23 protein-coding genes and 1 tRNA gene are annotated in these 24,800 nt (G+C 66.0%); 15 read left to right on the top strand and 9 right to left on the bottom strand.

What is annotated here, in order from left to right:
• Positions 1-35 precede the first annotated feature (35 nt).
• From ATK74_RS08650 to ATK74_RS15155, 7 genes are all read left to right on the top strand, one after another.
• The gene (locus ATK74_RS08650) at positions 36-380 is read left to right on the top strand and encodes a hypothetical protein (protein ID WP_143483604.1); all 345 of its coding nucleotides are present in this window, start codon (positions 36-38) and stop codon (positions 378-380) included.
• Positions 377-778 carry a DUF6093 family protein gene (locus tag ATK74_RS08645; protein WP_098460649.1) on the top strand — a complete coding sequence of 134 codons (402 nt, stop codon included), beginning with the start codon at positions 377-379 and terminating at the stop codon, positions 776-778. Before ATK74_RS08650 ends, ATK74_RS08645 begins: the two co-directional genes overlap by 4 nt.
• Complete coding sequence (locus ATK74_RS08640; protein WP_098460648.1) at positions 778-1,158, top strand: hypothetical protein; 381 nt, start codon at positions 778-780, stop codon at positions 1,156-1,158. The genes ATK74_RS08645 and ATK74_RS08640 overlap by 1 nt, the downstream gene beginning before the upstream one ends.
• A gap of 35 nt (positions 1,159-1,193) precedes the next feature.
• The gene (locus tag ATK74_RS08635) at positions 1,194-1,550 is read left to right on the top strand and encodes a hypothetical protein (protein WP_143483603.1); all 357 of its coding nucleotides are present in this window, start codon (positions 1,194-1,196) and stop codon (positions 1,548-1,550) included.
• Positions 1,551-1,890: 340 nt separating this feature from the next.
• Positions 1,891-2,406, top strand: coding sequence for a phage tail tube protein (locus tag ATK74_RS08625; protein ID WP_098460645.1), 516 nt, complete (start codon positions 1,891-1,893; stop codon positions 2,404-2,406).
• Between the two features lie 93 nt (positions 2,407-2,499).
• Entirely contained in the window at positions 2,500-3,036 is a 537-nt protein-coding gene (locus tag ATK74_RS08620) for a hypothetical protein (RefSeq protein ID WP_098460644.1), read from the top strand.
• Positions 2,934-3,410 (top strand): hypothetical protein, encoded by a 477-nt coding sequence (locus ATK74_RS15155; protein ID WP_143483602.1) that lies wholly within the window; start codon positions 2,934-2,936, stop codon positions 3,408-3,410. Before ATK74_RS08620 ends, ATK74_RS15155 begins: the two co-directional genes overlap by 103 nt.
• Here the strand turns inward: ATK74_RS15155 and ATK74_RS08610 are convergent.
• Complete coding sequence (locus tag ATK74_RS08610) at positions 3,379-3,651, bottom strand: hypothetical protein (protein ID WP_098460642.1); 273 nt, start codon at positions 3,649-3,651, stop codon at positions 3,379-3,381. The genes ATK74_RS15155 and ATK74_RS08610 overlap by 32 nt on opposite strands.
• 31 nt (positions 3,652-3,682) lie before the next feature.
• On the opposite strand from ATK74_RS08610, the gene ATK74_RS08605 reads away from it, so the two are divergent.
• The 6 genes from ATK74_RS08605 to ATK74_RS08575 all read left to right on the top strand — a co-directional run bounded on the left by ATK74_RS08605 (position 3,683) and on the right by ATK74_RS08575 (position 12,710).
• Positions 3,683-6,427, top strand: a complete 2,745-nt coding sequence (locus tag ATK74_RS08605; RefSeq protein ID WP_098460641.1) for a phage tail tape measure protein — start codon at positions 3,683-3,685, stop codon at positions 6,425-6,427.
• Between the two features lie 526 nt (positions 6,428-6,953).
• Positions 6,954-10,226, top strand: coding sequence for a phage tail protein (locus ATK74_RS08595; protein ID WP_169923787.1), 3,273 nt, complete (start codon positions 6,954-6,956; stop codon positions 10,224-10,226).
• 25 nt (positions 10,227-10,251) lie between these two features.
• On the top strand, positions 10,252-10,656 hold the full coding sequence (locus ATK74_RS08590) for a hypothetical protein (protein ID WP_143483599.1): 405 nt from the start codon (positions 10,252-10,254) through the stop codon (positions 10,654-10,656).
• Positions 10,657-10,696: 40 nt separating this feature from the next.
• A complete protein-coding gene (locus ATK74_RS08585) occupies positions 10,697-11,968 on the top strand; it encodes an N-acetylmuramoyl-L-alanine amidase (RefSeq protein ID WP_098460637.1) in 1,272 nt (423 codons plus the stop codon).
• Positions 11,965-12,333, top strand: a complete 369-nt coding sequence (locus ATK74_RS08580) for a ubiquitination-like system serine protease family protein (protein ID WP_098460636.1) — start codon at positions 11,965-11,967, stop codon at positions 12,331-12,333. Before ATK74_RS08585 ends, ATK74_RS08580 begins: the two co-directional genes overlap by 4 nt.
• Before the next feature lie 38 nt (positions 12,334-12,371).
• A complete protein-coding gene (locus ATK74_RS08575) occupies positions 12,372-12,710 on the top strand; it encodes a hypothetical protein (protein ID WP_098460635.1) in 339 nt (112 codons plus the stop codon).
• Positions 12,711-12,910: 200 nt separating this feature from the next.
• Here ATK74_RS08575 and ATK74_RS08570 read toward each other — a convergent pair whose 3' ends face one another.
• Positions 12,911-13,993, bottom strand: a complete 1,083-nt coding sequence (locus tag ATK74_RS08570; protein ID WP_169923786.1) for a tyrosine-type recombinase/integrase — start codon at positions 13,991-13,993, stop codon at positions 12,911-12,913.
• A gap of 204 nt (positions 13,994-14,197) precedes the next feature.
• On the opposite strand from ATK74_RS08570, the gene ATK74_RS08565 reads away from it, so the two are divergent.
• Positions 14,198-14,270: transfer RNA gene (locus ATK74_RS08565), tRNA-Lys, on the top strand.
• Positions 14,271-14,317: 47 nt separating this feature from the next.
• Here ATK74_RS08565 and ATK74_RS08560 read toward each other — a convergent pair.
• The 3 genes from ATK74_RS08560 to trxA all read right to left on the bottom strand — a co-directional run bounded on the left by ATK74_RS08560 (position 14,318) and on the right by trxA (position 18,643).
• The gene (locus tag ATK74_RS08560) at positions 14,318-16,921 is read right to left on the bottom strand and encodes a UvrD-helicase domain-containing protein (protein WP_143483598.1); all 2,604 of its coding nucleotides are present in this window, start codon (positions 16,919-16,921) and stop codon (positions 14,318-14,320) included.
• A 245-nt stretch (positions 16,922-17,166) separates the two neighbouring features.
• Positions 17,167-18,150, bottom strand: a complete 984-nt coding sequence (locus ATK74_RS08555; RefSeq protein ID WP_098460632.1) for a quinone oxidoreductase family protein — start codon at positions 18,148-18,150, stop codon at positions 17,167-17,169.
• A 67-nt stretch (positions 18,151-18,217) separates the two neighbouring features.
• Positions 18,218-18,643 carry a thioredoxin gene (trxA, locus tag ATK74_RS08550; RefSeq protein ID WP_098460631.1) on the bottom strand — a complete coding sequence of 142 codons (426 nt, stop codon included), beginning with the start codon at positions 18,641-18,643 and terminating at the stop codon, positions 18,218-18,220.
• 734 nt (positions 18,644-19,377) lie between these two features.
• Here trxA and ATK74_RS08545 point away from each other — a divergent pair.
• Positions 19,378-20,832: a DEAD/DEAH box helicase gene (locus ATK74_RS08545; protein WP_245840848.1), complete on the top strand. Its 1,455-nt coding sequence runs from the start codon at positions 19,378-19,380 to the stop codon at positions 20,830-20,832.
• Between the two features lie 80 nt (positions 20,833-20,912).
• On the opposite strand, the gene ATK74_RS08540 is transcribed toward ATK74_RS08545, so the two are convergent.
• The 4 genes from ATK74_RS08540 to ATK74_RS08525 all read right to left on the bottom strand — a co-directional run bounded on the left by ATK74_RS08540 (position 20,913) and on the right by ATK74_RS08525 (position 24,669).
• Positions 20,913-21,653, bottom strand: a complete 741-nt coding sequence (locus tag ATK74_RS08540; protein WP_143483597.1) for an alpha/beta hydrolase — start codon at positions 21,651-21,653, stop codon at positions 20,913-20,915.
• 63 nt (positions 21,654-21,716) lie between these two features.
• A complete protein-coding gene (locus ATK74_RS08535; RefSeq protein ID WP_098460628.1) occupies positions 21,717-22,892 on the bottom strand; it encodes a hypothetical protein in 1,176 nt (391 codons plus the stop codon).
• Positions 22,893-22,999: 107 nt separating this feature from the next.
• A complete protein-coding gene (locus ATK74_RS08530) occupies positions 23,000-24,013 on the bottom strand; it encodes a glycosyltransferase family 2 protein (RefSeq protein ID WP_098460627.1) in 1,014 nt (337 codons plus the stop codon).
• Between the two features lie 65 nt (positions 24,014-24,078).
• On the bottom strand, positions 24,079-24,669 hold the full coding sequence (locus ATK74_RS08525; protein WP_098460626.1) for a TetR-like C-terminal domain-containing protein: 591 nt from the start codon (positions 24,667-24,669) through the stop codon (positions 24,079-24,081).
• Positions 24,670-24,800: the final 131 nt, after the last annotated feature.

Here is a 24,800-nt window from a genome sequence, read left to right as displayed (position 1 = left end):
AAGGGTGGGGCCTGATGGCTGTTTCGTCCAACGATGTGGCAACTACTGCAGGCCTCACCCTCAACCCTGCCCAGGTTTCCCAGGTGCAGATGTGGATCACCGACGCGCAGATGCTGATCCGGATCCGCGCCGACCGTGAGCGGGTCGACGTTGCCTCGCTCGACTCGAGCGTCGTGGACTATGTCGTCCGGCAGGCCGTGGCTGCTCTGGTGAAGAAGCCGGACGCTGCCAAGGAAGTGTCGGTGCAGGTCGATGACGGCCAGGTGTCGAAGAAGTTCGAGTCGGCAACCGGGCAGATCGAGATCACCCCTGAATGGTGGGAGTTGCTGTTTCCGGCCGGTCGGGGTAGTTCGTTCTCAATCTCGCTGAGCCACTCATGACGCTCGGTGCCGAGATCGCTGCGGCGCTTCCCGAACTGCGCGCCGCCGCCATTTCTCGCATGACGGACACGATCAAGGCCACTCGGCCTGGTGCGACTACGACCGATCCGGCGACCGGTGCGGTGTCGACTGCCGGCGCAACGGTGTACGAGGGTCCGGGCCGTTGGAAGCCTGCAACCACGATCCCGTCTGCCGATGATGTGGCGACCTCTGGTCGGGTCCGCACCTCTGGTGAGGTTCATCTCCCGGTCGGCGCCTACAAGCCACTGCCGGGTGATGTGCTCGAATGCATCGGCTGTGTGCTCGACCCGAACCTGATCGGCCGCAAGACCGTGGTCCGCTCGCTGGTTGGCGGCTCGCAGGTCACCGCCTACCGGATCCCGATCGAGGGGGAATGATGCTTGAGGTCGACTTCTCTGACGTGCTGCGGGCTGCGGCCGAGATGGGCGGCAAGGGCGCCGCGGTCGTTGACGCGATCGAGCCGGTTCTGGAGCGGTCTGCGGTGAACATCAAGCAGGCGATGGCTGAGGAGTTCAAGAAGCATCGCCATTTCCGCCGGATCGCCCCTGATGTGTCGTATGACCGGATCGGGCATTTCACCTCAACGCTCGGCTACGAGATTGGCCCCACGCCGACCATGGATGCTGGCTCGCTGGCTGGTATCGCGGTTGAGGGTGGCGCGAATGGTGGCGGTGGCAAGGTGAAGATCGACCACATCGTCGATGTCGAGGCCCCGAAGACTGAGGCGATGATCATGGCCGCCATGGGGTTCCTGTGACCATCCTGCATTTGCACGGAGGCGTCCGTGCCCTGATGCCCGCTGGCGTCACTCACCACCTGGGTCAGGCTCCTGATGATGCTGAGGCTCCGTGGCTGGTGTCCAGCTTCGAGCGGCAGGAGACCGAAATCTCCGAAGCCTCCCTGCCACTGAGCTTCACTGATGCGCTCACCGTCACGATCGCCGCTCTCACTGAGGATCAGGCGAACTTCATCCTCGATCAGGTGTGCGAGTCGCTGATCGGTACCCGGGTCGAGGTTGAGGGCTGGCAGGTGGGGGCGATCCAGCCGCCGAGCGTGCGCGGCCCCTATGCGGCTGGCCTCAAAGCGACTGACACCGACCTGAAATACCAGGTGATCCGGGCCACGTTCCCGTTCACCGTCTCCCGCTAACCCTTTCAATCCATCAGCCCTCGGCACTCCGCCGCAGGGCTCTTAGGGCATGCCCCAAGGAGGCCCGCATGTACGTCCGAGTCCGAGATGAGAACGGCCACGAGTTCGACGTGCCGGAGGGGTCGCGGCTGATCACGCAAGACCTTGTCGAGCTGGTCGAGGGTGTGGAGCCGTGCAGCCTGCGCCGCCCCCCGAAGTTCGCGGCAACCCCGAGTGAGGCTGCGGAGGACAAGTCGGCCAAGCCCCGCCATCGGCCAGGCGCTCAACCCCCTGAATCTCCGGCGCAGCCGGATAAGTCGGAGTCAGACCCGGCTCCGGACAACCCTGAGAAGGAGTCAGAATGACCTACACCGTGCCGCCGTCGACTCCGGCTGACGGCAACATCAAGACCCTGTGGGTGCCGGCAATCGCCGACATCCGCGCACCGAAGCTGTCCGAGCTGAGCGCTGGGACCGTCGTCGACATCTCGCTGTACATCACCAAGGGCGGCTTCGAGTTCCAGCCCGAGCAGCAGTACATCGAGGACGGCCGCGAGCCGCTGAAGTTCGTCGGCCAGGCGCTCGGCAACGTGTCGGTTTCCAACACCGCGGTGACGGTGATCGACAACACCGGCGGCCCGTACGAGGCGGAGCACAACGCTGCGATCGAGGCTCTGGTCGGTGACGGCTACATCGTTCGCCGCTACGGCCCGGCGTGGGATGCGGCGCTGGCTGCAACCACACAGAAGGTGACCGTGCTCGACTGTGCGGCCGGCGAGAAGACCCGGATGGCTGCTGAGGCGAACTCGTCCTTCCGGTCGAAGGTGCCCCTGGCGGTGCGCGACTACGCCCAGGACGTCGCGATCGCGACTTCCTGACCCACCCCTGACGCTGGCCCGCCGTTCCCCTCTCTGGCGGCGGGCCGGCCCTCTTCCTGACCCCAAGAGAGGCCCCCAGGGAGGACTACCTGCATGATCACCATCAAGCGAGCTCGCCGCGTCGTGGATCTCGTCACTGACCTGAGTCTGGCCGAGGAGTACACCGCCGCCCTGCGTGCCCTGGATGAGGCCCGCGGAACCATGCCATCTGTGGCGATGGAGGTTGGCGAGTCGCCGGACGTGAAGGCTGCTGCTGAGGCTGTGCTGGATCTTGAGCGGCAGATGGCCGCCACGAGGATGAGCTTCACCGTCGAGGCCGTGACTCGCCTGCGTTGGGCTGAGTTCGTCGCTGCCCATCCGCCGCGTGAAGGTAACGACATGGACCGGGCGCAGGGCTTCGATGTGTCGAGCCTGGACGAGATCATTCCCGAGTCGATCAAGGCTGTGCATGGCGCCGATGGGAAGCCGGTCGACTTCAACCCGAAGGTTGAGTGGGCGGCGCTGTCTGCTGAGCTCGCGGATGGCCAGTGGTCGGAGTTCGCCGCGGCGATCGTCACGGTGAATGGGGCGAGCGAGGCCCCAAAATCGCGGGTCGCATCGCTCGCGATGCGCAGCTCCGACAAGAGCTAGAGACCGCCGAGCGCCTGGGCATCAGCCACAAGCGCTTCCTGGGTTGGGAGCCCACCACCACCTACACCTACGACGACGCCGGCCGCCTGGTGGAGTCCACCCCAGAGGCTGAGTGGGACGAGTCGCAGCGTGACGCGATGCTCGCCCTTCAGCGATACCGCGAGACGGAGCAGTGCCCGAAGTGTGGCGGCCCGAAGTGGATCTGCCAATCGCCCGAGGCCGAGTCGAACTACGTCGCAGGCGACCCGATCCGCTGCCACATCACGACGACGATCCTGCGCGCACAGAAGGACTACAGCGAGGGCGTGCACTCGCCGCACGAGCAGGCGCTGCTGTGGCCGATCAAAGTTCGCGACGCAGTGCCACTGCAGTAACGCCGGCCCCGAGGCCGAGGGCGAGCGCCAGATAGCCGATCCCGAATAGCGGCTGAGTCTGAGAGTCCGCTTCACGCTGGGCCATCTGCGTGGCCTCGGCGTCCGAGTAGCCGCGAATCGTATACCCGATCGAATATCCGGCGCGGACGCTTTGAGCCTGATCCCTGCCGTACGCGACCAGCCAGAAGCCCCCAATAAGCAGCGCGGCCGCTACCAGTCCGATCGCCCGTTTGAGATTCACAACTCCATGATGCCCGAAGGGTGGTGATCGCGTGAAGGATCGCACCATCACCCTTCGCATCGGTGCCAATATCACCGACTTGCAGGGCAAGTTGCGCAAGGCCCAGAACGACATGAAGGACTGGACCAACCAGGCGCAGAAGGATCTCCAGAAGAACCGTGCGCAGTGGTCGAGCGTGTCGAACACGGTTGGCGGTGTCGGCCTGGCGATGGTCGGCATGTCCGCGCTCGCGGTGAAGGGCTTTGCTGACTTCGACAAGTCGATGTCTAAGGTCAAGGCGTCGGGTGCGGATGCGGCGAACAACCTTGACGCTCTGCGGGCTGCGGCGATCAAGGCGGGCGCCGATACGCAGTACAGCGCCGCCGATGCTGCTGATGCGATCACCGATCTGGCTAAGGCTGGCGTGTCTGCGAAGGACATCCTTGGCGGCGGCCTGTCGGGCGCATTGTCGCTGGCCGCATCTGGCCAGATGGAAGTGAAGGACGCGGCCGAGGTGACCGCCACTGCACTGTCACAGTTCAATCTCCCCGGCACGAAGGCATCTCACGTCGCCGACCTGCTGGCGGCCGGCGCAGGCAAGGCCCGCGGTGAGGTGTCCGATCTTGGCATGGCGCTGTCGCAGGGCGGCCTCGTGGCCTCCCAGACGGGCCTGAGCCTCGAGGAGACCACGGCGGCACTGAGTGCGTTCGCTGCGAAGGGCATGCTCGGCTCGGATGCTGGCACGTCGCTAAAGACGATGCTGCAGCGCCTTACCCCACAGTCGGACAAGGCCCAGGAGCAATTCGATGCCCTCGGCATCAGCGCCTACGACGCCTCGGGGAACTTCGTTGGGCTGGCGAACTTCGCCGGCCAGCTGAAGGACAAGATGAGCAGCCTGACGCCGCAGGCCCGCAACGCCGCCATGAGTGTGATGTTCGGCTCCGACGCCGTGCGTGCCGCGAACGTGCTGTTCACTGAAGGTGCCGACGGCATCCAGAAGTGGACCGATGCTGTTGATGACTCAGGTTTCGCAATGCGGCAGGCCTCCACGCTGACCGACAACCTGGCTGGCGATTGGGAGCGGCTGAGCGGCAGCATCGACACGGTTTTCATTCAGTCCGGCAAGGGTGCGAACGACACCCTTCGTGGCATGGCCCAGTCGGCGAATGCTGTGGTCGATGCGATCGGCCAGATTCCGGAGCCGGCGCTGAACGCGATGGTGCTGCTGACTGGTGCTGGCGGTCTCGGCCTGAGCGGTGCCGCCGGAATGATGAAGCTGGTTGGCGCAATCAGCGACACAAAGGACGCCCTGGACAACCTCGGCAAGGGCGCGACCATTGCCAAGTTCAGCATTGCCGGAGTCGGGGCAGCGCTCGGGATTGCCACCATCGCTGTGTCTTTGTGGGCGTCCGAGGCTGCTGCCGCCCGGCAGCGCACCGATGAGCTCGCCTCAACCCTCGAAGTGACACAGGGGAAGGCGAAGGCCACCGGCGAGACTTTCGTCAAGCTGAATGAGCAGATGGCGAGCACCCGGACCGCGGACTGGGGGCCTTCGGTCCTCGACATGATGAACCGAGTCGGGGTCTCGGCGGCTGATGCGCAGCAGTACATCCTCGGCAATGCCGACGCGATCGCCAAGGTCAATGAGCAGGCGAACCGGTACACCTTCGCCAATGGCGCGATGGCCGGCGGTGTAGGGCTGATTTCGCAGCTGAACAGTCTGAAGGCCAGCTATGAGGGGTCGATCACAGCCACCGAGCAGAAGGCGAAGGCGGACCAGGAGGCGGGGGTTGCTTCCGATGGCAGCACGTCATCGCTGAAGCGGCAGACGGACGCTATCGATGATCAGGCGTCCGCGTTGAAGGAGCTCGATAAGGACATCTTCGACCATGCGAACGAGTTACTGAAGCTGTCGGGTACGGAGATCGGCTGGCAGGCGGCGCTCGACGACACTGCCGCCGCGATCAAGAAGAACGGCAAGGCGCAGCGCACCGCAAGTGGCAATCTCGACTTGAACACGAAGAAGGGTCGCGAGAACCGTCAAGCACTGAACGGTCTGGCGCAGTCGTCGATCGCGTATGCGCAGGCGCTGATCGACCAGGGCGCTTCTGGGGAGAAGGTCCAGAGGGTCATGCAGCGTTCGCGTGACGAGTTTATCAAGCAGGCTGTCGCGGCCGGCATGACCTCGACCGCAGCCAAGCAGTTGGCCGATGACCTGCAGCTGATCCCGTCCGATGTTCCGGTGCTGATCAAGACCGATCTGGAACGGAAGGGCATCGACGAGTGGACGGCATACAAGCCGGGCGACAAGTACCCGAACATCAAGCCGAAGCTCACCCAGTCGACCTTCAACGTCACCCTGAAGACGGTGTGGCGGATCAATGGCGGCCCAGGGTTCGGCCTGGCGGACGGTGGTGCAGTCTACGGGCCGGGCACTGCCACCTCTGATTCGATTCCGGCCCGGCTGTCGAATGGTGAGCATGTCCTGACCGCCTCGGATGTGCAGAAGGCGGGCGGCCAGTCCGCGATCTACCGTCTGCGCGCCGGCATCCAGTCTGGTGCGGCCAAGTTCGCCAACGGTGGGGCGGTCGATTTCGCCGATCAGGTCCGCGCCTATGCGGGCGGTGGCATGGTGCAGACGGCAGCCTCGAACGTCAGCTACGTGAACTCCACATCGACGCAGGCAACGAGGGTCGTGTACCTGTCTTCGACGGTCAACTATCCGGTCGCTGAGCCTGCGAGCGTCGCGACAAATCGGGATCTCCAGTACGCCGCGGCGCTGGGAGGGGATAACTGATGGCTGTCGGGGATATCGGCTGGCTGGTCAACGGCCTAGATCTGGAGATTGCGCTTGGCGGCTCGGTGCAGTCTGCGGGCATGTGGCGGCCGTCGGTGTCTACGTCACGCACTCTGATTCAAACCGCTGGTGAGCATGGCGCGGTTGCGGTCGGATTGCCGGTGTACGAGTCGCCGACGCTGAACATCGAACTGCTAGTGCGGGCGTCGTCGCAGACCGACCTCGAAGGCAAGCTCTCGCAGATTCACGCAGTGCTGGGCGCCCCGAACTTGACGGTGACTCGGATCTACAAGAGCGGCTCACTGTCGGCGCAGGCTGTCCTTGCTTCGATCGGGCACAGCGACTTCGTGTTCGGTTCGCTGACCCGCGTACTGATCAGTCTGTCGATCCCTGGCGTATTCCTCCGCGGCGACGTGTGGACTTCGGATGTGCTTGCGGCGAACTGGGATCTGACCGGTGCCGAACTGACGGGCTTGTCGGGGTCTACTGCTCCGATTGGTGACGCGATTCTGCGGGTGACGGGGCCGTGCACGAACCCGTACGTGTCCGATCCGACTTCGGGCACCGGCCTGCAGTACACGGGCACGGTCGCAGCCGGTCAATACCTGTTCATGTCGGCGCGGCCGTTGAAGGCTCGCCTGTCCACCTCGTCGACGGATTGGCTGTCGGGCGGCACCGACGTGTCGGCGGCGCTCACGTATCCGGCTGCTGGCCGTCTGCAGTTGTGGCCGGCGGTCCAGTCGGCGATGGTCCGGAAAGTCCTGTTCTCATGGACGGGCTCGGGCCGGACGACGGCAACGAAACTCACCGTTCGAGCGCAAGGAGCGTACCTGTGACCTTCGATGTTCGGCTGCGCGCCTACGAGCCCGGCACTGACACTGTGTTGGGGTTGCTGCCCGAGACGCTGTCGTGGGACGCCTCGGTGGTCCACAACAACGATGGCGCACTCAGCCTGAAGGTGTCAGCGCTGGCTGACGGTGGCGAGTTCGTGGCTCGGACGTTGAATGACGGGCTCGATGTTGCGCTCGAGGTGAACCTGACTGGTGAGCCGGACGGCTGGACGGAGCCGGACAACTGCCGGTTCCTGGCGGTGGAGAAGTCGAAGGATCCCGCCGATCCGGCGAAGGTGCAGGAACTTACGCTGCCGTCGTGGTCGTGGCTGCTGAACAAAATCTGCGACCTGAACACCGGGGCGCTGCAGGGCTCGAAGTCGAAGTACGCCGGGCAGCGGTTGTTCCCTGCCACCTCTGACGCTGGTGACGTGATGAAGAAGGGCCTGGACGAGCATGATGCCCGCTCTGGTCCTGCGGTGCCGATCGTCCGCTCGAGCTGGACGACGACGACCGATAGCCTCGGGCATTCGTGGGCGAAGAAGCTCGGCAAGAACGCGGAGGGTAGGGCGTTCCCTGCCGGCCAGCCGCTGCATGCCCGTCTGGATGCGCTGACCACGAACGGGAAGTGCGACTGGCGGACCCGGGGCCGCGGCCTGAGGATCTACAACCCGAACACGGCTTTCACGAACCGGTCCGCGACGGTGCATTTGCGTCTCGGTGATGATCTGGTCGATGCCCCGTCGAAGACTTCGCAGGCCGATCGGGTGGCGCGGCTGCTAGTGAAGGGTGATGGCAAGCACAAGGTCACCGTCAAGGATCCGACGATCCCGGAGCACTATGGCCGCTGGGAAGGCATGATCGACTCTGCCGGCGTCAAGGATGACGACGATCTGGAGGACGCTGGTCAGGCCGAGCTCGATACCCGGAACCGGATCCGGGGTGAGTACACCCGCACCTTGACGATGGCCGGCCCCTATCTGCCGTTCCGCGACTACCAGGTGGGCGACCTGGTGACGGCCCCGGGTGATGCTGGCGACGAGGTGTTGAAGGTGATGCAGATCACGATCAGCCGCGACAGCAAGGGTGTCCTCGGAGGCAACGTCGTGCTCGGTGACCGGTTCACGGCGAAGGGGCTGGCGACGGCCGCCCGGGTGTCGGCGATCACTAGCGGGTCGTCGGGGGTGTCGGGCAATGGCACCACCAACCCGATCGAGAGCGACACTAGGCAGGCTGCCGCGCCCGCTGGGTTCACCGTGACGCCGTCGTTGGTGTTGGGCGGGGATAAGCACTGGTCGGTGTCGGTGGGCTTGTCGTGGTCTGCGGTGACGACGGCAACGGACGGCACTGACTTGGAGGTGTCTGCCTATCGGGTGTGGGGGAAGCCGGACTCGGGTAACTGGCGCGAGCTCACCTCGACCGATCAGCTTGGGGTGACTCTGCCCGGCTTTGTCGTGGGTGCTGGCTGGACGTTCGCTGTGTCGGCGGTTCCGACGGTGGCGAGGTGGGAGTCTGCGTTCTCGACTCAGGTGGCGGTGACGCTGCCTGCCGACACGACCGCACCGAACAAGCCATCAGCGCCGGTGGTCGCCTCCTATCCGGCAATCGTGTCGATCAAGTGGGACGGCCTCGACTTTGCCGGTGCCGCGATGGCTGCCGATTTCGCCCGGGTCGACGTGCTGGCTGACACCGTGAGCCCGCCGGTGGTGGTTGCCGCGCAGATGTCGCGGGGCGGATACGTCGCGGTGACCGCGGATCCACACGACACCATCTATGTCTCTCTGATCGCCTACGACACGACCGGCAATCCTTCGGCGGCCACCACCCCCGTTTCGGTGGTGGTGAAGTCGGTCCTGGACGACACCGATCTGGCGAACCGGCTCGCGACGTCACCCCGCTACTACAACTCCGACCATGAGCCGCCGGCCACACCACCCGCATTGTCGTGGTGGAGGAAAGCGGACGGCACGGTCTGGCAGTACATATCAGGTGCGTGGGTTGAGCAGGCCAGCTCGCTGACGGGAACGACAACTGCAGCCCAAGTGATCGCTTCGCTCATGGCTGCAGTTGCTGCAACCGTGGGTGACCTGTCGGCCGATGCCGCGACGATCCAGACGCTCTACACCCAAGCCCTGACAGCGTCCACCGCAGTGATTGGTCTAGTGAAGGCCGATGTGGTCGAGGTTGCCGGCGGCGCAGTGAAGGTGAACGCGACTGGCTTTCACGGCTACAACCCATCTGGCATCGAGAAGACGACGGTCGGCACCGATGGAACGCTGGCCGCCGACTCAGCGAAACTCACCAAGGCCGAGGTGATTTCCGACGACGGAACATACATGGTTCGGCTCGGTGGCAGCGCCGTCGAGATCGGCACCATTCCAGCGCCGTCAGTGGCCTTTGCTCCAACCATGCGCGTAGGTCCCACTGGGGTGTCCATGGGCCCCCCCCTATATCCTGGCCCCACCTACCCCGTCACCGTGGGGCTGAACTCGTCTGGGATCCTGGAGATCAAGGGTCTTGGTGGCATTCGCTTCGTTGACCAGGATCAGGCCAGCATGAAGCGCGACAGCCAAACATGCGCGCAGAGCACCTGGCTCACCGTCGATATGGACACAGTTCCCGTCATCTCCGGAATCATCACAGACGACACCGCTGCACTAACGGACCTCACCGGGAATCGCCTGGTGCTTACCGAGGGCGTATGGCTGATCGGCGGCGGCGTAAGGGCCAGCCTCGGGACGGCCGCCTCAACCGAAGCGGTCCTGGTGGCAACAGCCAGCGCTGACCCGTCCGCGAGCAACACATTCATTGGCGCGGCCACGCCGTCAGCGTCCGGTGTGCACCGGTACGACCTCTGCACCCGAGTCGTGCTCAACTCGGCCCGGTCGGTCTACCTGCGCTACAAGTGCTCGTCTGCCACCAGCCACACTCTGACCGAGGCCACGCTGTGGGCTCACCGGATCGCATGACCACCACCCACCCCCTGGAGGCCTGATGCCAAACACCCCCGCGTCGAAGCCGGCCTGGTGGCGTCGGTGGATGACCCCGATCCTCGCTGCGCTGATCGCCTTTCTGCTCGGCATGGCTGCCCCCATTCCCGGCAAGCAGCCGTTCGTCGACGTGAACGACGCGATCCTCATCGCTGTGCTGGTCGCGGTCGGCGGCTTCCTCGCCCAGCTGTATCTACGGATGGGAAAGCTCGAGGACAAGGTCGCACAGCTGGAGGCTGCCCGCTCCGAAGCGCTCGACAAGCTGGGGGCGGCTGCGAGCTTCATCAACCGGATCGGCCTGTGGGTCGCCCGGGGATGCAAGGGGCCGATGCCGCAGCCGCCCGAACAGATCCGGGACCACATCGACGCCGAGCTCTGGGAGTCGGACGCTCCCGGCGGCACCGACTGACCTGACCCAACCCTCAACCCTCGAAAGGGGTCGCTTCGCCATGTCTGCAACCAGCAGCCTCGAGACTGCCGCCAACCTGCTCACCGCATGGGGCTTCCCTGTCGCCAAGCGCACCGGGTGGGCATCGAAGAAGGCCCGGACGGATATCGCGTTCAGCCCCTCAGGTGTGATCTTCCACCACACCGCCGCGTGGACCACCACCGATGCGCTGTTGTTCGACACTGGCAACGGCAAGATCAAGGCCCCACTGTGCCACTGGTCGATCGACCGTGACGGTCGGATCACTCTCGGCGCGGGCGGGTACGCGAACCACGCTGGGATCAACAGCAAGGCCGCAGTCGCGAAGATCCTGGCCGGCGCTGATGCTGAGGTGAAGCCCGGCCCCGACGACGATGGCTATTCCGCGAACCGGTACACAGTCGGTATCGAAGTGAAGTGCCCCGGCGCCTACAACGAAGCACAGCGGAAGGCTGCAGTCGCTCTCGGTGCTGCCCTGGTGATCGCGTTCGGCTGGGACAAGGCGAGGGTTCCGGCCGGTGCGCACAAGGAGATCACTCGCCGCAAGCCTGGCGATCCGGGCGACGACATGGGCGCGTTCCGGGCTGAGGTGCGGGCGCTAATCAAGACAAAGACTGCGCCGCCGCCGAAGCCCGCCCCCAAGTCTGCTCAGGTGACCGTCCTGGTCGCCAACTGCCAGAGCTACGACGGCGACTGCTCCGAGGCTGCATGGCGTGCCCGAGCGCAGCTGATGGCCAAGAGCAGCCCGGACGTGATCCTGGTGCAGGAGACGACCGATCCGGGCCGCAAGGCGATGTGCGACGAGCTCGGCAAGGGCTGGTCGTACCATTCGAACGGCAAGAGCGTCGCGATCCTGATCGGCCCTCGGGTGAAGAAGGCCGGCCTGAAGCGGACGGTCAGCTTCGGCACAGCGTTCGGCCATGGTGCAGTGAAGCTGCCGCTGAAGGTCGACGGCGTCGGCTTCGATGCGATCAGTCAGCACACCCGACCCGCATCGATCCTGCCCGACAAGATCGAGATCCAGCTGAAGAATGGCGACGTCGCGAAGGGTGCCACCCTGGCCGGCACATGGCCGGCGATCTTCGGCGGAGACTTCTCCCTGAACGACCCCCGGATCGCCGGCTGGATCCGTGCCACTCCGAAGTTCGATTCGGTGGATCGACCCGGCCCCCAGAGCCCGGATGCGATCTTCACCAAGGGCAGCAAGGTCAAGCTCGAGTCGGCGAAGCTCATTGACCCGGGCAACCTCTCCGACCACAAGTGGGTGGTCGCCACCTTCACGGTGTCAGCATGACCGACCTGGCGCGGATCGCCGAAAGCGACTACCAGGGCATCCAGACCAGGTACCTGCACATGTGGTGCCCCGGCTGCGACGACCTGCACCAGATCGTCTATGAGCGCACCGACCGACCGGGCGACGTCTGGCAGTGGGGCGGCAGCCTCGACGCTCCGACTATCAGCCCGTCGCTGCTGGTCCATGGCCACCAGTGGGCCGAGGGTGAATCGTTCCACAAGCCGAACCACCAGGTCGCGCCCGGCGAGGCCACGACCTGCCACAGCTTCATCAAGGCCGGCCAGTGGCAGTTCCTGACCGACTCCACCCACAACCTCGCTGGCCGGACCGTGCCGATGGTACCGGTCGACCAGTGGCCGTACTGATCGTTTGACGATAACTAACCATCATCGAAGGAGTCCTCATGTCTGACTACAAGCCCGCGATCCCGGCCAAGCTGCGGTCTGCGGTCTACTTCACCGGTCTCGCCGTCGGCTTCGTGACGATGCTGGCAACCGGTCTGTCTGCGATCTGGTGGCCCGACCTGGCCTCACAGGTCGCCGCCACTGGCGTCTCTGCCACTGCCGCTGTCGGCTGGCTCGCATCGGCACTGGGCGTCGCCTACAGGCCCACGGCCGATCAGCCAGCCGGGATCGTGTTCAACTCCACCTACCCGATCGGCGTGCCCCCGGAGGCCAAGGAGATCTACGGCACCGGGGTGCTACCGTGCTCGTCCACCGAGCCGGAGTCCGACGCGCTCTGATGGTCGAGGACGAGTACTGCATCTGTGGCGCGCTGCTCGTGACCCTGCCTGACGGATCAAAGGAGTGCCCGCGCTGCGACAAGCCCCGCCGTAAACGCTAACCCCCGCCCCCTGACACACTGCCGCCCCGGCCTCCATCGTGAGGCCGGGGCGGTTTTCGTGCGTCCATGCGTCTATAGCTTCCCGCGATTGCCTATAGATCAGACGCCGCGATCTATAGGTTGGCCCCCGGTGATCGCCTTCGCCACCGACTCCAGAGCAGCCTTCCGGGCGCGCTTGGTCGTGTGCGCGTAGTGCTCCTCAGCCGTCTTGATCGAGCCCTTCGCGTGGCCCAGGTTCTCGGCGATGACCTCCATCGGAACGCCCTGATCGAGCATGATCGAGGCCCCGGTCGGCCGAGCTCCCCGCAGCGGCACGTAGGGTACGTCAGCGCGGGTGAGGAGGTCCTTCCACCACTGATGGTCCACCCGCGGATCAGTCGGCTTGCTCTGGTCAATGCCGGGGAAAATCCACTCACTGCCGCTCATCATCTGGAGTCCGACGAACGCAGCCAGGTACTCCGGCGCTAGCTCGAGCACGCGGTCTGAGGTCTTTGACTTCACGCCAGTCACCACCAGACCCTTGCCCTTGTGCCGCTGGACCGCCCGCTGCACGTGCAGGGTTCCGGCTTCGGCGTCGAAGTCCTCATCCCACCGCAGGCCCAGAGCCTCACCCTGGCGCAGCATCAGCCCAAGAGCACAGATCGCCCGGACTCGCTCACGTCCACCACTGGTCGCAGCCATCACTCGAGCGGCGTGCTCTGGGCTCAGGTGCGGGGTCGGGTTGCTGTCGGCGCTCGGTGCGTCCTGCATGTCGGCAGCGTTGCGAACTACGCGGCCTTCAAGTAGCGCCACCTTCAGCGCTCGGTGGAGGATCGCGTGCGCCTGCCTGATCGTGGTCTCGGATCGGCCGGCGGTGCGCATTGCCCGGTAGAGCGCCCGCACATGGTCGGGGGTCAGCTGCTGCAGGCGCACCTTGCCGAGGTGTGGGATCAGCCACGTGTCGATGTAGGACCGGTAGCCGATCAGGGTCCGCTCCCGGATCACTTCACCTTTGCGGCGGGTGCGGGGTGCTATCTCGGTGATCCAGTAGCGCAGCCATTCCTCGGTGATGGCGGCGTCGGGGAGAACTCCGGCGTCCATCTGCTGCTGGAGTGCGCGCAGCTTGCGGACAACCTCGGCGCGGGTGCTGGCGCTGACCGTCTTGCGGATACGCTTGCCGCCACTCTCTCCGAGGTCAAGCACGGCCAACCATCGACCGTCGCTCTTGCGCTGGTAGATCGAGCCGTCACCCTGGCCGCGGCGGACCTTTCTGCCGCTTGCCGTAGACTCTTCCTTGGCCACGTCAGCCTCCCGCATAATGTCAGCCTACATGTCAGCCTAGCGCACGCTATCAGGGGGTAGTACCTGATAGCACCATTGTACCACTGACTAGGCTGAATGGCTGTGGGGCCTATAGCTCAATAGGCAGAGCAGCGGACTTTTAATCCGCGGGTTGTGGGTTCGATTCCCACTGGGCCCACCCCTTTGGCCGAGCCTGCCGAAGCCAGATGGCTGGCCGCCGATCGATCAACTTCGTATCCTGCGGCGGGACTGAGCGGATGCACCTGCCACCCGGCCGGATCCCTGCCGCGTCCGCTGGGGCTTGGCGGGACCGACGCTCGACACCACGTCCGCCTTGTAGTCGCAGCGAGGGAACCGGCAGCAGTAGGAGAACGGTCCGTATTCGCTGACCTTGAAGCGAACCGTGCCCTGTCCGCACTTGGGGCACGGTTGTACGGGGTCACGGTTGCCCGAACTGTCCTGCACCACGACGTCTTGGTCCTGGAGAAGCTCGACGACGAACGGTGACTCCAGGCCGGCGATGGTGAAGATCGTCACGGTGTGCCGAGCCCGCGTCAGTGCCACATAGAACAGGCGCCGCTCCTCAGAGTGGGGGAACTCGTCATCCCTGGCCATGGCGAGGCCGATCACCGGGTCATCATCGATCTGGCTGGGAAGGCCGAATGTGCCGGTGGTGAGGTTCGGCAGGACCACGTGATCGGCCTCTAGTCCCTTGGCCGAGTGGATTGTCCGGAACGAGACCCGTGGGCCAGCGAGCAGTCGGCGCGGCACTAGGTCGCGTTCGTGCGAGTAGCGCCCGAGCACGTCGATGCTGGCTGTAGGGTAGCGTGCGGCGAGGTCAAGCAAATGGCGCTCGATCGTTGGTCGAAGTTGCTGTCTGCTCTCCACCCGAACGACCACCACGGGAGCAGCGTTCGTCAGCGGTGAACTCGCGACGACCCGCTTCGGGAGCTGGCCGGGGTTGCGACTGATGAAGCGGCCGGCGACGTCCGCAATGCGCTGGGTGTTCCGGAAGGTTGTCTGCAACCGCAGCGTTGTCGTCGCGCCGAAGAAGCTGTCGAACTCGGTCATCGCAGATAGATCCGCACCGGCGAAACGGTTGATCGCCTGCCAGTCGTCGCCTACGGCCAGCAGATAGGCCTCGGGCTTGTCACACAACGCCTTGACCAGCCGGGCCCGCGATCTGCTGGTGTCCTGGAACTCATCGACCAGCACCAAGTCGAATGTGCGGAGTGATGGATGTCGCTCAAGCAGATCGGCGGCCTGAATCACCATGTCGTCGAAGTCGATCGCGCCTAGCGCCGCCAGGTCGTCTTGCCACCGATCGAAGATCTGCCAGAACAGCTCAAGGAACAGACGGCTTCGCCGGCTCGGTTGGCTCGTGAGCCGTGCATCGAGGTCGCCACGACTGAGCGACCCAGCCTTCACGTGCGACAGGAAGGTGCGCATCAGCTGAGCGAGCCGCTCATGGGTAGCAGCTGGGATACCGGAGATCGGACGATCGGGGTTCCAGTCGAGCTCGAGGCCGCGGCGCTGCAGTTGATCAGCGAGAGCTGAGAAGCCGTTCAGGTTGACGATCTCGTGCCAGGTGGTCTCGATCAACGAGGTGCCGTACTTGCGGTGAAGTGCGCGCTTCCATCGCATGCCGTCGGCGTACCCGGTGAACGAGGGCGGAGGAGCGCCGTCCGCCCCCAGCGCCCAGTGCTCGTGCCAGGCATCGATCTGCGGGTAGAAGAAGTCGGGACGATACTGGCTGTGTTCCTTGTCGGCCACGTCGTGGCTGTATGGCTGCTCGTAGCGGTAGTCGACACCGTTCAGGAAGAGCCAATCCGCAATCATGCGCTCGCCCTCGCTGCGAACGATCTCGCCACGATAGGTGTGGAAGCCGGTTCTGCGCTTGCTGCGGTCGTAGCTGTCGGGCTCCTCGAGGTCGGGGCGCTCCGACACCCGGCTGTAGATGAGTCGGAACATGTCCCATTTGAACCGGAAGTCCGGCGAAGCTTCCCGCAGCTCGTCGATGATCCGACTGACCTTGTCGACGTCACTGCCGTTCTCGACCCATGGGGCAATGGTGGGCTTGCGCCCGGTCGCGTGCCCGATCAGTGCACGCCCGAAGGAATGGAAGGTGGTGGCCTGGATGCCTCCCGCAGGTAGCTCACGTGCCGCCAGTCGCGAAGCCACCCGGGCGCGAAGTTCGGACGCGGCGTCCTTGTTGAAGGCGAGCATCAGGATCCGGTCCGGGGCAACGAAGCCTCGCTCTTGGGCGTAGGCCGCCCGGGCCACCATCACCGAGGTCTTGCCTGAGCCCGCTGCTGCAATCACCCGGACGCGGCTGTCGAACGCCACCACCGCCAAGGCCTGCTCCGGCGTGAGCGGTTGGCTCTCAATGCCGGCGAAGAAGGCGGCTTCTGCGGTCAGCTCTCCATGGAGGATGCGCTCGTTGGCGGTCTGAATCGCAGCAATCGGGTCTCGTGCCAACAGTGCGAGGGCGTCGCGCTCCTCTGGTGTGGTCAGGTCCTCTATCGGTAGGCGACCAAGGCGTTCCAGTTCCTCGGGAGTCGGGCAGAGCGCCATGACTTGAGCTACGCGGTCGTGAGGAATCCATCGTTGCTCGACCAGGTGATGGGCCAACAGCGCGCTGTAGTGCGACTGAAAGACACACGCGCGTTCGAGAGTCGACTGGACCTGTGCCCGATCTACGTGCCACTGGATCGCGTGGCGCAGTGAGGCAACGTCCGCCTTCGGAACGCCGTGAAAGCGGCGGGTGCTGCGTTGTCGGACGACCAACGCATGGCCGAACCACCACCGTCGTACCGAGAGCTGCGACACCGCGCCGTCAGTGAAGTACTCGTCGCCCGCGGTGGTCGAGAGCCGAAACTGGCCACCCGCTAACTCGAGGCGCCAGGTGGCCGATCGAGACGCTCCGGCGGGTCCCCAGACTCGGGGCGCGTCAGAATGCACGGGGTTGCCTCGTTTCGGCCGGGGTGGACCTCAACACTCTTCCATTCGGGTGTTGTTCGGCCCAGTCCCCGCGCGAGCGACTGAAGCGGCCGGCTTGCGAGGCGAGGGTCGGCTCAGCGGACCTGCAGGATCACCTTGCCGGTCGTGGCGCGTCCCTCGAGCGCCTCGTGTGCCGCACGTGCCTCGGCGAGCGGGAACCGGTTGCCGATCCGGACGTCTAGCGAGTGGTCAAGGATCGCCGTGAACAGCCCGTCCGCTCGACTCTGCAGTTCCTCGGTGGTCGCGATGTAGTGCCCCAGGCTCGGTCGGGTGACATACAGCGAGCCGCTGGCGTTGAGCCGCTGCAGGTCGAAGGGCGGCACTGCGCCGCTGGAGGCGCCGAACAGCACCATCAGTCCACGGGGGCGCAAGCAGGCCAGCGATGCGTCGAAGGTGGAGCGTCCGACGCCGTCATACACCACCGGAAGGCCGCCGCCTGCGACTTCGCGAACGAGGGCGGGGAGCTCGACGGGCAGGTCTTTCAGCAGGTCGTAGCGGATCACCTCGGCGGCTCCAGCGGCTCGCGATAGCTGCTCCTTCTCGTCGCTGGAGACCGTGGTGATGACCCGCGCTCCGCGGGCGGTGGCCAACTGAGTGAGCAGGAGCCCGACGCCGCCGGCGCCGGCGTGGACGAGGATCGTGTCGCCGGCCTGCACGGGGTAGGTCGAGGTGGCCAGATAGTGCGCGGTGAGCCCTTGCAGGGGGATGGCGGCAGCAACGTCAAGGTCGACCCCAGCGGGAACCTTCAAAGCGCGAGCAGCCGTAGTGCGGACGAACTCAGCGTAGGAGCCCGGGGAGTCGGCCCACGCGACCGTGTCGCCCACAGCCAAGCTTGTGACGCCCTCGCCGACGGCGGTCACTGTCCCGGCACCCTCGCTGCCCGGAATGTGCGGGAACGGCATCGGGTACATCCCGCCACGACGGTAGGTATCGATGAAGTTGACTCCGGCTGCGACCGCGTTGACGACGACCTCGCCCGGGCCTGGAGTCGGATCAGGAACCTCGACCAGCTCGAGGACATCAGGGCCGCCGGCCTGTAATGCCTGAATCGCGTGCATGCCCCGACGATAACTCGCCGATCCGCCTCGCCTGTCACGTCTCCTTCGGCGCGTGAGCGGCGTGGCGCTAGGAAGCGAGTAGAGCGTCGATCCGCTTCTTCAGGACGGCTTCAGGCTGCGCGCCGACCAGGCGAGTCACGGTCTTGCCGCCACGCAGGATCACCAGGGTCGGGATGCTCTGGGCGTCGAAGCGGGCCGAGGTCCGCGGGTTGTGATCGACGTTCACCTTCACCACCTTCACCTTGCCGGCGTACTGGCTGGCCAGGCGTTCGAGGATGGGTGCGACCATCCGGCACGGTCCGCACCAGGGTGCCCACAGGTCGACCAAGACGATCTGGTTCGTGTTGGTTGCTGCCGAGAATTCGGCATCGTCGACGTTGACCAGCCAGGGCAGCGGGCCATGGCAGGACGCGCATTGCGGGCGTCCGCTCGCGGTAGCCGGGACGCGGTTCTTCGTGCCGCAGGCCGGGCACGTGCTCACCCCAGAACTCATACGCCGAATCTAGCTCGGGTCGGGGTGCGGGTGCCGCGATTGATGGCGGACTGAGGCCGCGCTGGCCTGTGGTTGGCCCGCCGGGCTGCCTGGCCCTCCTGTGACCGCCAGCTTTGTCGTTATCAGAGGGGTGGTGGAGCATCGAGTCGATGCGACCGCCGATGTTGTCGTTATGAGCCCTCTGAGAGGCCGCCATAACGACGAAGTCGGCGGTCCTGCTTGATTCGAGTCTCGCAACGGCCTCCATAACGACGAAATCGGCGGTCAGTGTTGGCAGGCCGGTGATTCCGCCACACCCCGACCGCCAGGGGGTCTACCGGTGGCACACGAGGGCGCCGACGCGTACGGCTCGGGGGATCTCGGCAACTCGGTCGACGAGATCGATCAGGTCTGCAACCGCGGTTGCGGCGGCAGGGGAGCCGACCTCGACCCCTTCGGCGGTCCAGCGATGGCTGAAGTGGGAGGTTGTGGCCTGGATGGACTCACAGAGACTGCCGGTTGCGCGGCGCGCGGCAGCTGGCCCGATTCGGCCAGCGAGCATCGGTGTGGGACACTCATTAGGTGAGTGCGGTAGTCGCACTCCTCATCGCACCACAATCGAGCCTCGCGCCGATGGTCACACCATCTGAGTGCCTCTCGACCTTGGACAGTGGTGAACCAATCAAGCTGAAAGCAGTTCTTTGTCTCACACTGACTCTGCTCAGACGTCCTTTGTGGCGCTGGGCGTTCCCGCCGTGCTCGCCGAATCTCTGACCAAGCGCGGCATCGAATCGGCATTCCCGATTCAGCAGGCCACGCTGGCCGACACTCTCTCCGGCCGCGACGTTCTGGGCCGCGGACGTACGGGCTCAGGCAAGACTCTCGCCTTCGCCCTGCCGCTGGTGGCCCGCCTCGGCGGCCTGGTGGACGGCGCTCGCCGCGGCAAGGCCCGTCCGGGTGCACCGCGCGGCCTGGTGCTGGCCCCGACCCGTGAACTCGCCAACCAGATCCTGGAGACCGTCGAGCCGCTGGCGCGGATCGCCGGCCTTGGCGTGATGACCATCTTCGGTGGTGTCAACCAGTCCGGCCAGGTGCGGCGGCTGCGTCAGGGTATCGAGATCGTCGTGGCCACCCCCGGACGCCTCGAGGACCTGATCAAGCAGGGTCACCTCAGCCTGGATGCCATCGAGATCACCATCCTGGACGAGGCCGACCACATGGCCGACCTCGGCTTCCTGCCCGGCGTGACCCGGATCCTGGCTGCGACCCCGGCCGGCGGACAGCGGATGCTGTTCTCGGCCACCCTTGATGCCGGCGTCGACAAGCTGGTCAAGCGCTTCCTGAGCCGTCCGCTGGTGCACAGCGTCGACACCGAGTCGTCCCCGGTGGCCGCGATGACCCATCACGCCTTGCTGGTGGCCGACGCCACCCAGAAGCGCAAGGTCGTCCAGGTGCTCGCCTCGGGCACCGGACGCCGGCTGCTGTTCACCCGCACCAAGCATCAGGCCCGCAAGCTGGCCCGAGAGCTCACAGCCGAGGGCACTCCCGCCGTCGAGCTGCACGGCAACCTCTCCCAGAACGCTCGCGAGCGTGGCCTCAAGGCCTTCGCGGACGGTCAGGTGCGGGTGCTGGTGGCCACCGACATCGCCGCCCGCGGCATCCACGTCGATGACATCGAGCTGGTCGTCCACGTCGATCCGCCGGCAGAGCACAAGGCCTACCTGCACCGTTCCGGTCGGACGGCCCGCGCCGGCCACGCCGGCGATGTGGTCACCTTGGTGCTGCCCGAGCAGCGCCGCGACTTCCAGGCCCTGACCCGGGCAGCCAAGATCTCGGTCACTCCGACTCCGGTCTCCCCGAGCGACTCGCGGTTGCGCGACCTCGCCGGGCCGGCCGCTGCACTGGTGGATCCGGATCAGGCCGGCCCCGCCGCGGCTCGCCGCGGTGAGTCCAGCGCACCGCAGTCCGGTGGTGGACGTCCGAACCGTCAGCGTCGCGGCGCCCAGCCGTCCGTCGGTGGCGGACGCCCGCGCGGCCAGGCCCGGGGAACCCAGCCCGGCTCCGGCACCCAGCGTGCGGCCAGTGGCTCCGCGTCCACGTCCCGCAAGTCCGGACGTTCCCAGGCCCCGCAGCGCGCCGGTTCGTCCGGCGGTGTGGCGGCCTTCTCGCGACAGGGCGCCCGTCGCGGCGGCTCGCGTCGCGCTGCCTGAACGGGCAATCGCAGCCTGACCGCTACGACCGCCGAGCACCCAGCGATGGGTACTCGGCGGTCGTTCTGCGAGGACTTGTCTTACTCGCCGGCTTGATCGAGCGCTCGCGCCTCGACCGGAACCACCTGCTCCAGCCATGAGCGCAGCTGGGCCAGGTCGGACTCGGTGTGGAAGTAGTGACCGGAGTCCGGCGCGACGGTGAGGGTAGCGCCGGTGCGCTCACAGAACGTCTCGATGCTGCCCGGTGGCACCAGGTCGTCGTGTGCTCCTCGCAGGATGCGGGTCGGCGTGGCCCATCCGCCGACTGGATGCTCGGCGATGAACCGGTACTGAGCCCACTCGAGGGTCTCGACCGGAGTCGTGATGGTCTGCTGCTGACGCAGATCGTCCTCGGTGATGTCGAACATGGACATCAGGCCGCGCACGAGTGCGCCCATGTCGGTGACGGGGGAGAGGAGCCACGCCTCTTCGAGCGCGTCCGCCGGGATCGACACCAGAGACAGGTAGGCCCCGAGGCTGGTCGCGAAGCAACGCCGCCGCGGGAAGTGCTCGCCGGCCCACGCACACATGCCGGCCACTTCGCCAGCGGCGGCGCTGATCCTCAGTTCGTCCGGACTGCCGGGGCGGTTGCCGTGGCCGGGTAGGTCGAAGGTGAGGACCTGGTGGCCGCGCGGGACGGCCACGTCCATCAATGTCTGGATGTCGGCGTCAGCCTGGTGGGAGTACTTGCCGTGGACGGCAAGGATCACCGAGTCCGACGACGGGCCGGTGAGTACGGCCCGACAGGCCTCCAACTCGGCAACTGCTGAGCTTGTGTACACCCACGCACCTTAGGCATCGATGATCCGGGCCATCAATTTCTGATCATGGGCGAGTGGCGCTGACTAGCGCGGAAGCAGTCCGGACAGGTGCTCCATCACCACTCGCAGGGCGCCCAGGAACGGCCAGTCTTCGGGTGCGGCTTCGGGCGGCTGGTAGTGCCGCAGCCCCCAGGTGCTGACGAACAACACTGCCGAAATCGGGTTCCACAGCTTCGACTCGACCGCCTCGGGGCCGCTAGCGGCGATGCAGATGGCCAGTGACATCACCAGGATGTGTGCCCAGCGTCCGTAGTCGACGCCGACCACGAACAGCGCGGCCACTCCGAGCAGACTGGCCAGCGCCCAGGCCCAGTTGTGGCGCAGCCACGGTGAGACCGCGATCGGCAACACGGCCAAGATCAGCAGTGGCAGATAGCCGACTTGCATCGGCAGGGACGTCCGAACCAACTCCAGGCCCTCCTGCGAACTCCAGCCCAGGGCGCTGATCGCACCCTTGCAGAACATCGACGAGCGGACCCCGTGCCCGCCGATCGCTCGACAGATCTGGCCGGTCGTACCGGACGCCACCGGCACCCAGGTGGACGCGACCAGGCCGGCCACTCCGACCGCGACGAACAGTCCGGCGGAGATCCGTCGCCACAGGCGCAGCCGGTCCCGTCCGGGTTCGCCGGCCAGCAGCAGGAAGCCGGCCGCCGGCACCACCAGTACCGTCGCTTCCCAACTGAACGCGGCCAGACCCCACAGTGCCAGGGCGAGTCCGATCAGGGTGCCGCGCAGCCAACTCGGCAACCGAGTGGCCAGGTTCGTCCAGGCCAGCACGATCAGGACCACGAAGATGAGGATCTCCTTGCGGAAGCCGCCTTCGATGTCCCAGCCGACGAAGGGCAGTGCGGCCGGCCCGCAGATCAGCGCGATGCTCGACCAGCTGTACCGGCATCGGTGTAGGTAGGTGAGCGCGAAGGCCAGTATCAGGGCGTAGCAACCGACCTGGAACCAGAACAACCACCACAGGCTGCCCGGGCCCTTGGGGGTCAGGATCAGCCAGAGCTGCCCGAACAGGCCGCGCCGGACGAACCCGCCGCCGTAGTTGATCAGCCAGTCGGCGCTTTGGTAGAGCCCGGACACCTGGGCCACGACGACCCGATAGGCGTCGATCGAGCGCCACAGTGCCAGGGCGAGGATCGCCCAGGCGAAGCCGGCGCGGACGAGCAGGCGGACCCCTGCATTGCGGTCAGTCATCGCGGCAGCCTAGCCAAGAACCGCCGAGAATGGGAGCGCTCCCAGAGGACCCCTAGTGAGGGAACGAAGAAGCTGGGCGCGGATCCACCGGCCGGCGGCTCAGGGCCTCAGCTCGCCCCTGGTGTCGTATCGCCTCCGCCGGAGGTCGCCACGATGACGGCTGCACTGTGGGGCTGAGCCGAGTGGGTGGTTCGCACGTCCGCATCGCTCAGCTCCTGCACACGCAGAGCTCGTCCAGGCGGGATCGGGCCAGTCAACGTCCGCAGTCGGTGCCGGAATCGTCGCAGCAGCGGTAGTCGCAACCGCCAAGGAACCGCATGGGGCTGGAACAGGATCTGGATGCTCACCATCGCTCCGGTCAGCCACACCAGCCGGCGATAGCCGACCTGGTCCTGCTCCCAGCGGCCCGTCGCCTGCAGGTCATGGCGCACGAGGTTCAGCGCCGAGGCGACGGCGAAGGCGTGGCGTGCTGCGAAGCTTCCGGTGATGCTGTCCCGCCGCATGCAGTAGTGGTAGTACGAGCGGCGGGTGAGGGCGACGCTCGTGCAGCGGGCCAGGATCCGTGGGGTGGTCGCGATGTCCTCGTAGTAGATGGCCGGGAAGGGCGCCTCCTCACCCAGGAGCGCCCGTCGATACAGCTTGTTCCACGCGAAGGACGGCATCCTGACCGGGTTCAGGGCCAGGCTCGCTGCCCGGTCGCCGCTGAGCAGGGACGCCCTGGGCAGGAACGGGAACGGTGCCCTGAGCCGTCCGAGGTGGAACCACAGCCCGCAGACCACAACGTCCGCCCCGGAGGTTTCGGCGATCCCGACCAGCTTCGCGTAGAACTCCGGCTCCACCCAGTCGTCGGCATCGACGAAGCCCACGTACTCTCCGCGCGCCACGCTCAGCCCCGCGTTGCGGGCCGGGCCGACATTGCGATGGGGCTGGCTGATCAGGTGCACCTCGGGATGGCGCTCGTGGTAGTCCTGCATCACCGCCGCGGTGCCGTCGGTGGAACCGTCATCGACCACGATGATCTCCAGCGGACGATGGGACTGTGCGAGCAGTGAGTCCAGGCAGCGCGGCAGCAGGTGTGCCACGTTCCAGGCCGGCACGACCACGCTGACCAGCGTCGGCATCGCTCACCGTCCTTGTCCCGTTTATCAGTGCAGTATTGCCGTGGCCTCCAACCGCCGGGCTGCGGCTAGCGCTTCAGTACCCGACGAGCCGCGAACCGCTCCAGCGACTCGCGGACGGAGCCGCGCAGGACGAACTCGATCCGCTCGACCAGAACCTTCGGGTCCTCGGCCATGTCGGTGGCCAGCCAGTGCATGACGTGCCCGACGACGGCCAGTGTGTAGTGGTCGATCACGAAGTCGCGATCAGCCGGGGCTAGCCTCAGATCGCCCTCGAGCTCGCCGACGATGACGGCCATCATGGCCCGCAGGGCCTGGTGCAGGAAGCGCTCGAGTTCGGCGTGACGCAGCGAGCGGATCACCGCGTAGGTCTGGTCGCGGTGCCGCTTCATGTAGACCAGCATCTGCCGGCAGCCTTCGGCCCATTCGGCGTAGCTGGCGTGGGCCATGATGTGGTCGGCCAACTCGCTGGTGAACACCCAGGCGGCCAGGTCGTAGATGTCGGTGAAGTGGTGGTAGAAGGTCTGCCGGTTCACTCCGACCGCGGTGGTCAGTCCGGACACGGTGACCTTCGCCAGCGGCGTCGTCCGCAGCGCCTCTTTCAGGGCGGCGGCCAGGGCCAGCTTGGCTTTGGGAGTGCCACTGGAGTGAGATGTCACGCGATTCTCCGAGCAGACTGGACAGATCACCGAATCTGTCTATTTCGGCTCAACTGCGGCGACCCTAGCATCGAAATCGCAGGCGGACGGGTTTCCTCTGCATCGATCGAAGCCGATCGACCCCGGCCGTC

Origin of the sequence: Propionicimonas paludicola, assembly GCF_002563675.1 — a bacterium.
Taxonomy (GTDB): domain Bacteria; phylum Actinomycetota; class Actinomycetes; order Propionibacteriales; family Propionibacteriaceae; genus Propionicimonas; species Propionicimonas paludicola.
Note: the sequence above shows the minus strand (reverse complement) of the source record. Positions and strands in the feature narration are given on the sequence as shown.

What these genes read in the sequence shown, in the direction of transcription:
- ATK74_RS08645 (WP_098460649.1), top strand. Translation starts at nt 377, where the DNA reads ATGACGCTCGGTGCCGAGATCGCTGCGGCGCTTCCCGAACTGCGCGCC.
- ATK74_RS08580 (WP_098460636.1), top strand. Translation starts at nt 11,965, where the DNA reads ATGACCGACCTGGCGCGGATCGCCGAAAGCGACTACCAGGGCATCCAG.
- ATK74_RS08575 (WP_098460635.1), top strand. Translation starts at nt 12,372, where the DNA reads ATGTCTGACTACAAGCCCGCGATCCCGGCCAAGCTGCGGTCTGCGGTC.
- ATK74_RS08555 (WP_098460632.1), bottom strand. Translation starts at nt 18,150, where the DNA reads ATGCACGCGATTCAGGCATTACAGGCCGGCGGCCCTGATGTCCTCGAG.
- ATK74_RS08640 (WP_098460648.1), top strand. Translation starts at nt 778, where the DNA reads ATGCTTGAGGTCGACTTCTCTGACGTGCTGCGGGCTGCGGCCGAGATG.
- ATK74_RS08625 (WP_098460645.1), top strand. Translation starts at nt 1,891, where the DNA reads ATGACCTACACCGTGCCGCCGTCGACTCCGGCTGACGGCAACATCAAG.
- ATK74_RS08590 (WP_143483599.1), top strand. Translation starts at nt 10,252, where the DNA reads ATGCCAAACACCCCCGCGTCGAAGCCGGCCTGGTGGCGTCGGTGGATG.
- ATK74_RS08585 (WP_098460637.1), top strand. Translation starts at nt 10,697, where the DNA reads ATGTCTGCAACCAGCAGCCTCGAGACTGCCGCCAACCTGCTCACCGCA.
- trxA (WP_098460631.1), bottom strand. Translation starts at nt 18,643, where the DNA reads ATGAGTTCTGGGGTGAGCACGTGCCCGGCCTGCGGCACGAAGAACCGC.
- ATK74_RS08530 (WP_098460627.1), bottom strand. Translation starts at nt 24,013, where the DNA reads ATGCCGACGCTGGTCAGCGTGGTCGTGCCGGCCTGGAACGTGGCACAC.
- ATK74_RS08535 (WP_098460628.1), bottom strand. Translation starts at nt 22,892, where the DNA reads ATGACTGACCGCAATGCAGGGGTCCGCCTGCTCGTCCGCGCCGGCTTC.
- ATK74_RS08620 (WP_098460644.1), top strand. Translation starts at nt 2,500, where the DNA reads ATGATCACCATCAAGCGAGCTCGCCGCGTCGTGGATCTCGTCACTGAC.
- ATK74_RS08635 (WP_143483603.1), top strand. Translation starts at nt 1,194, where the DNA reads ATGCCCGCTGGCGTCACTCACCACCTGGGTCAGGCTCCTGATGATGCT.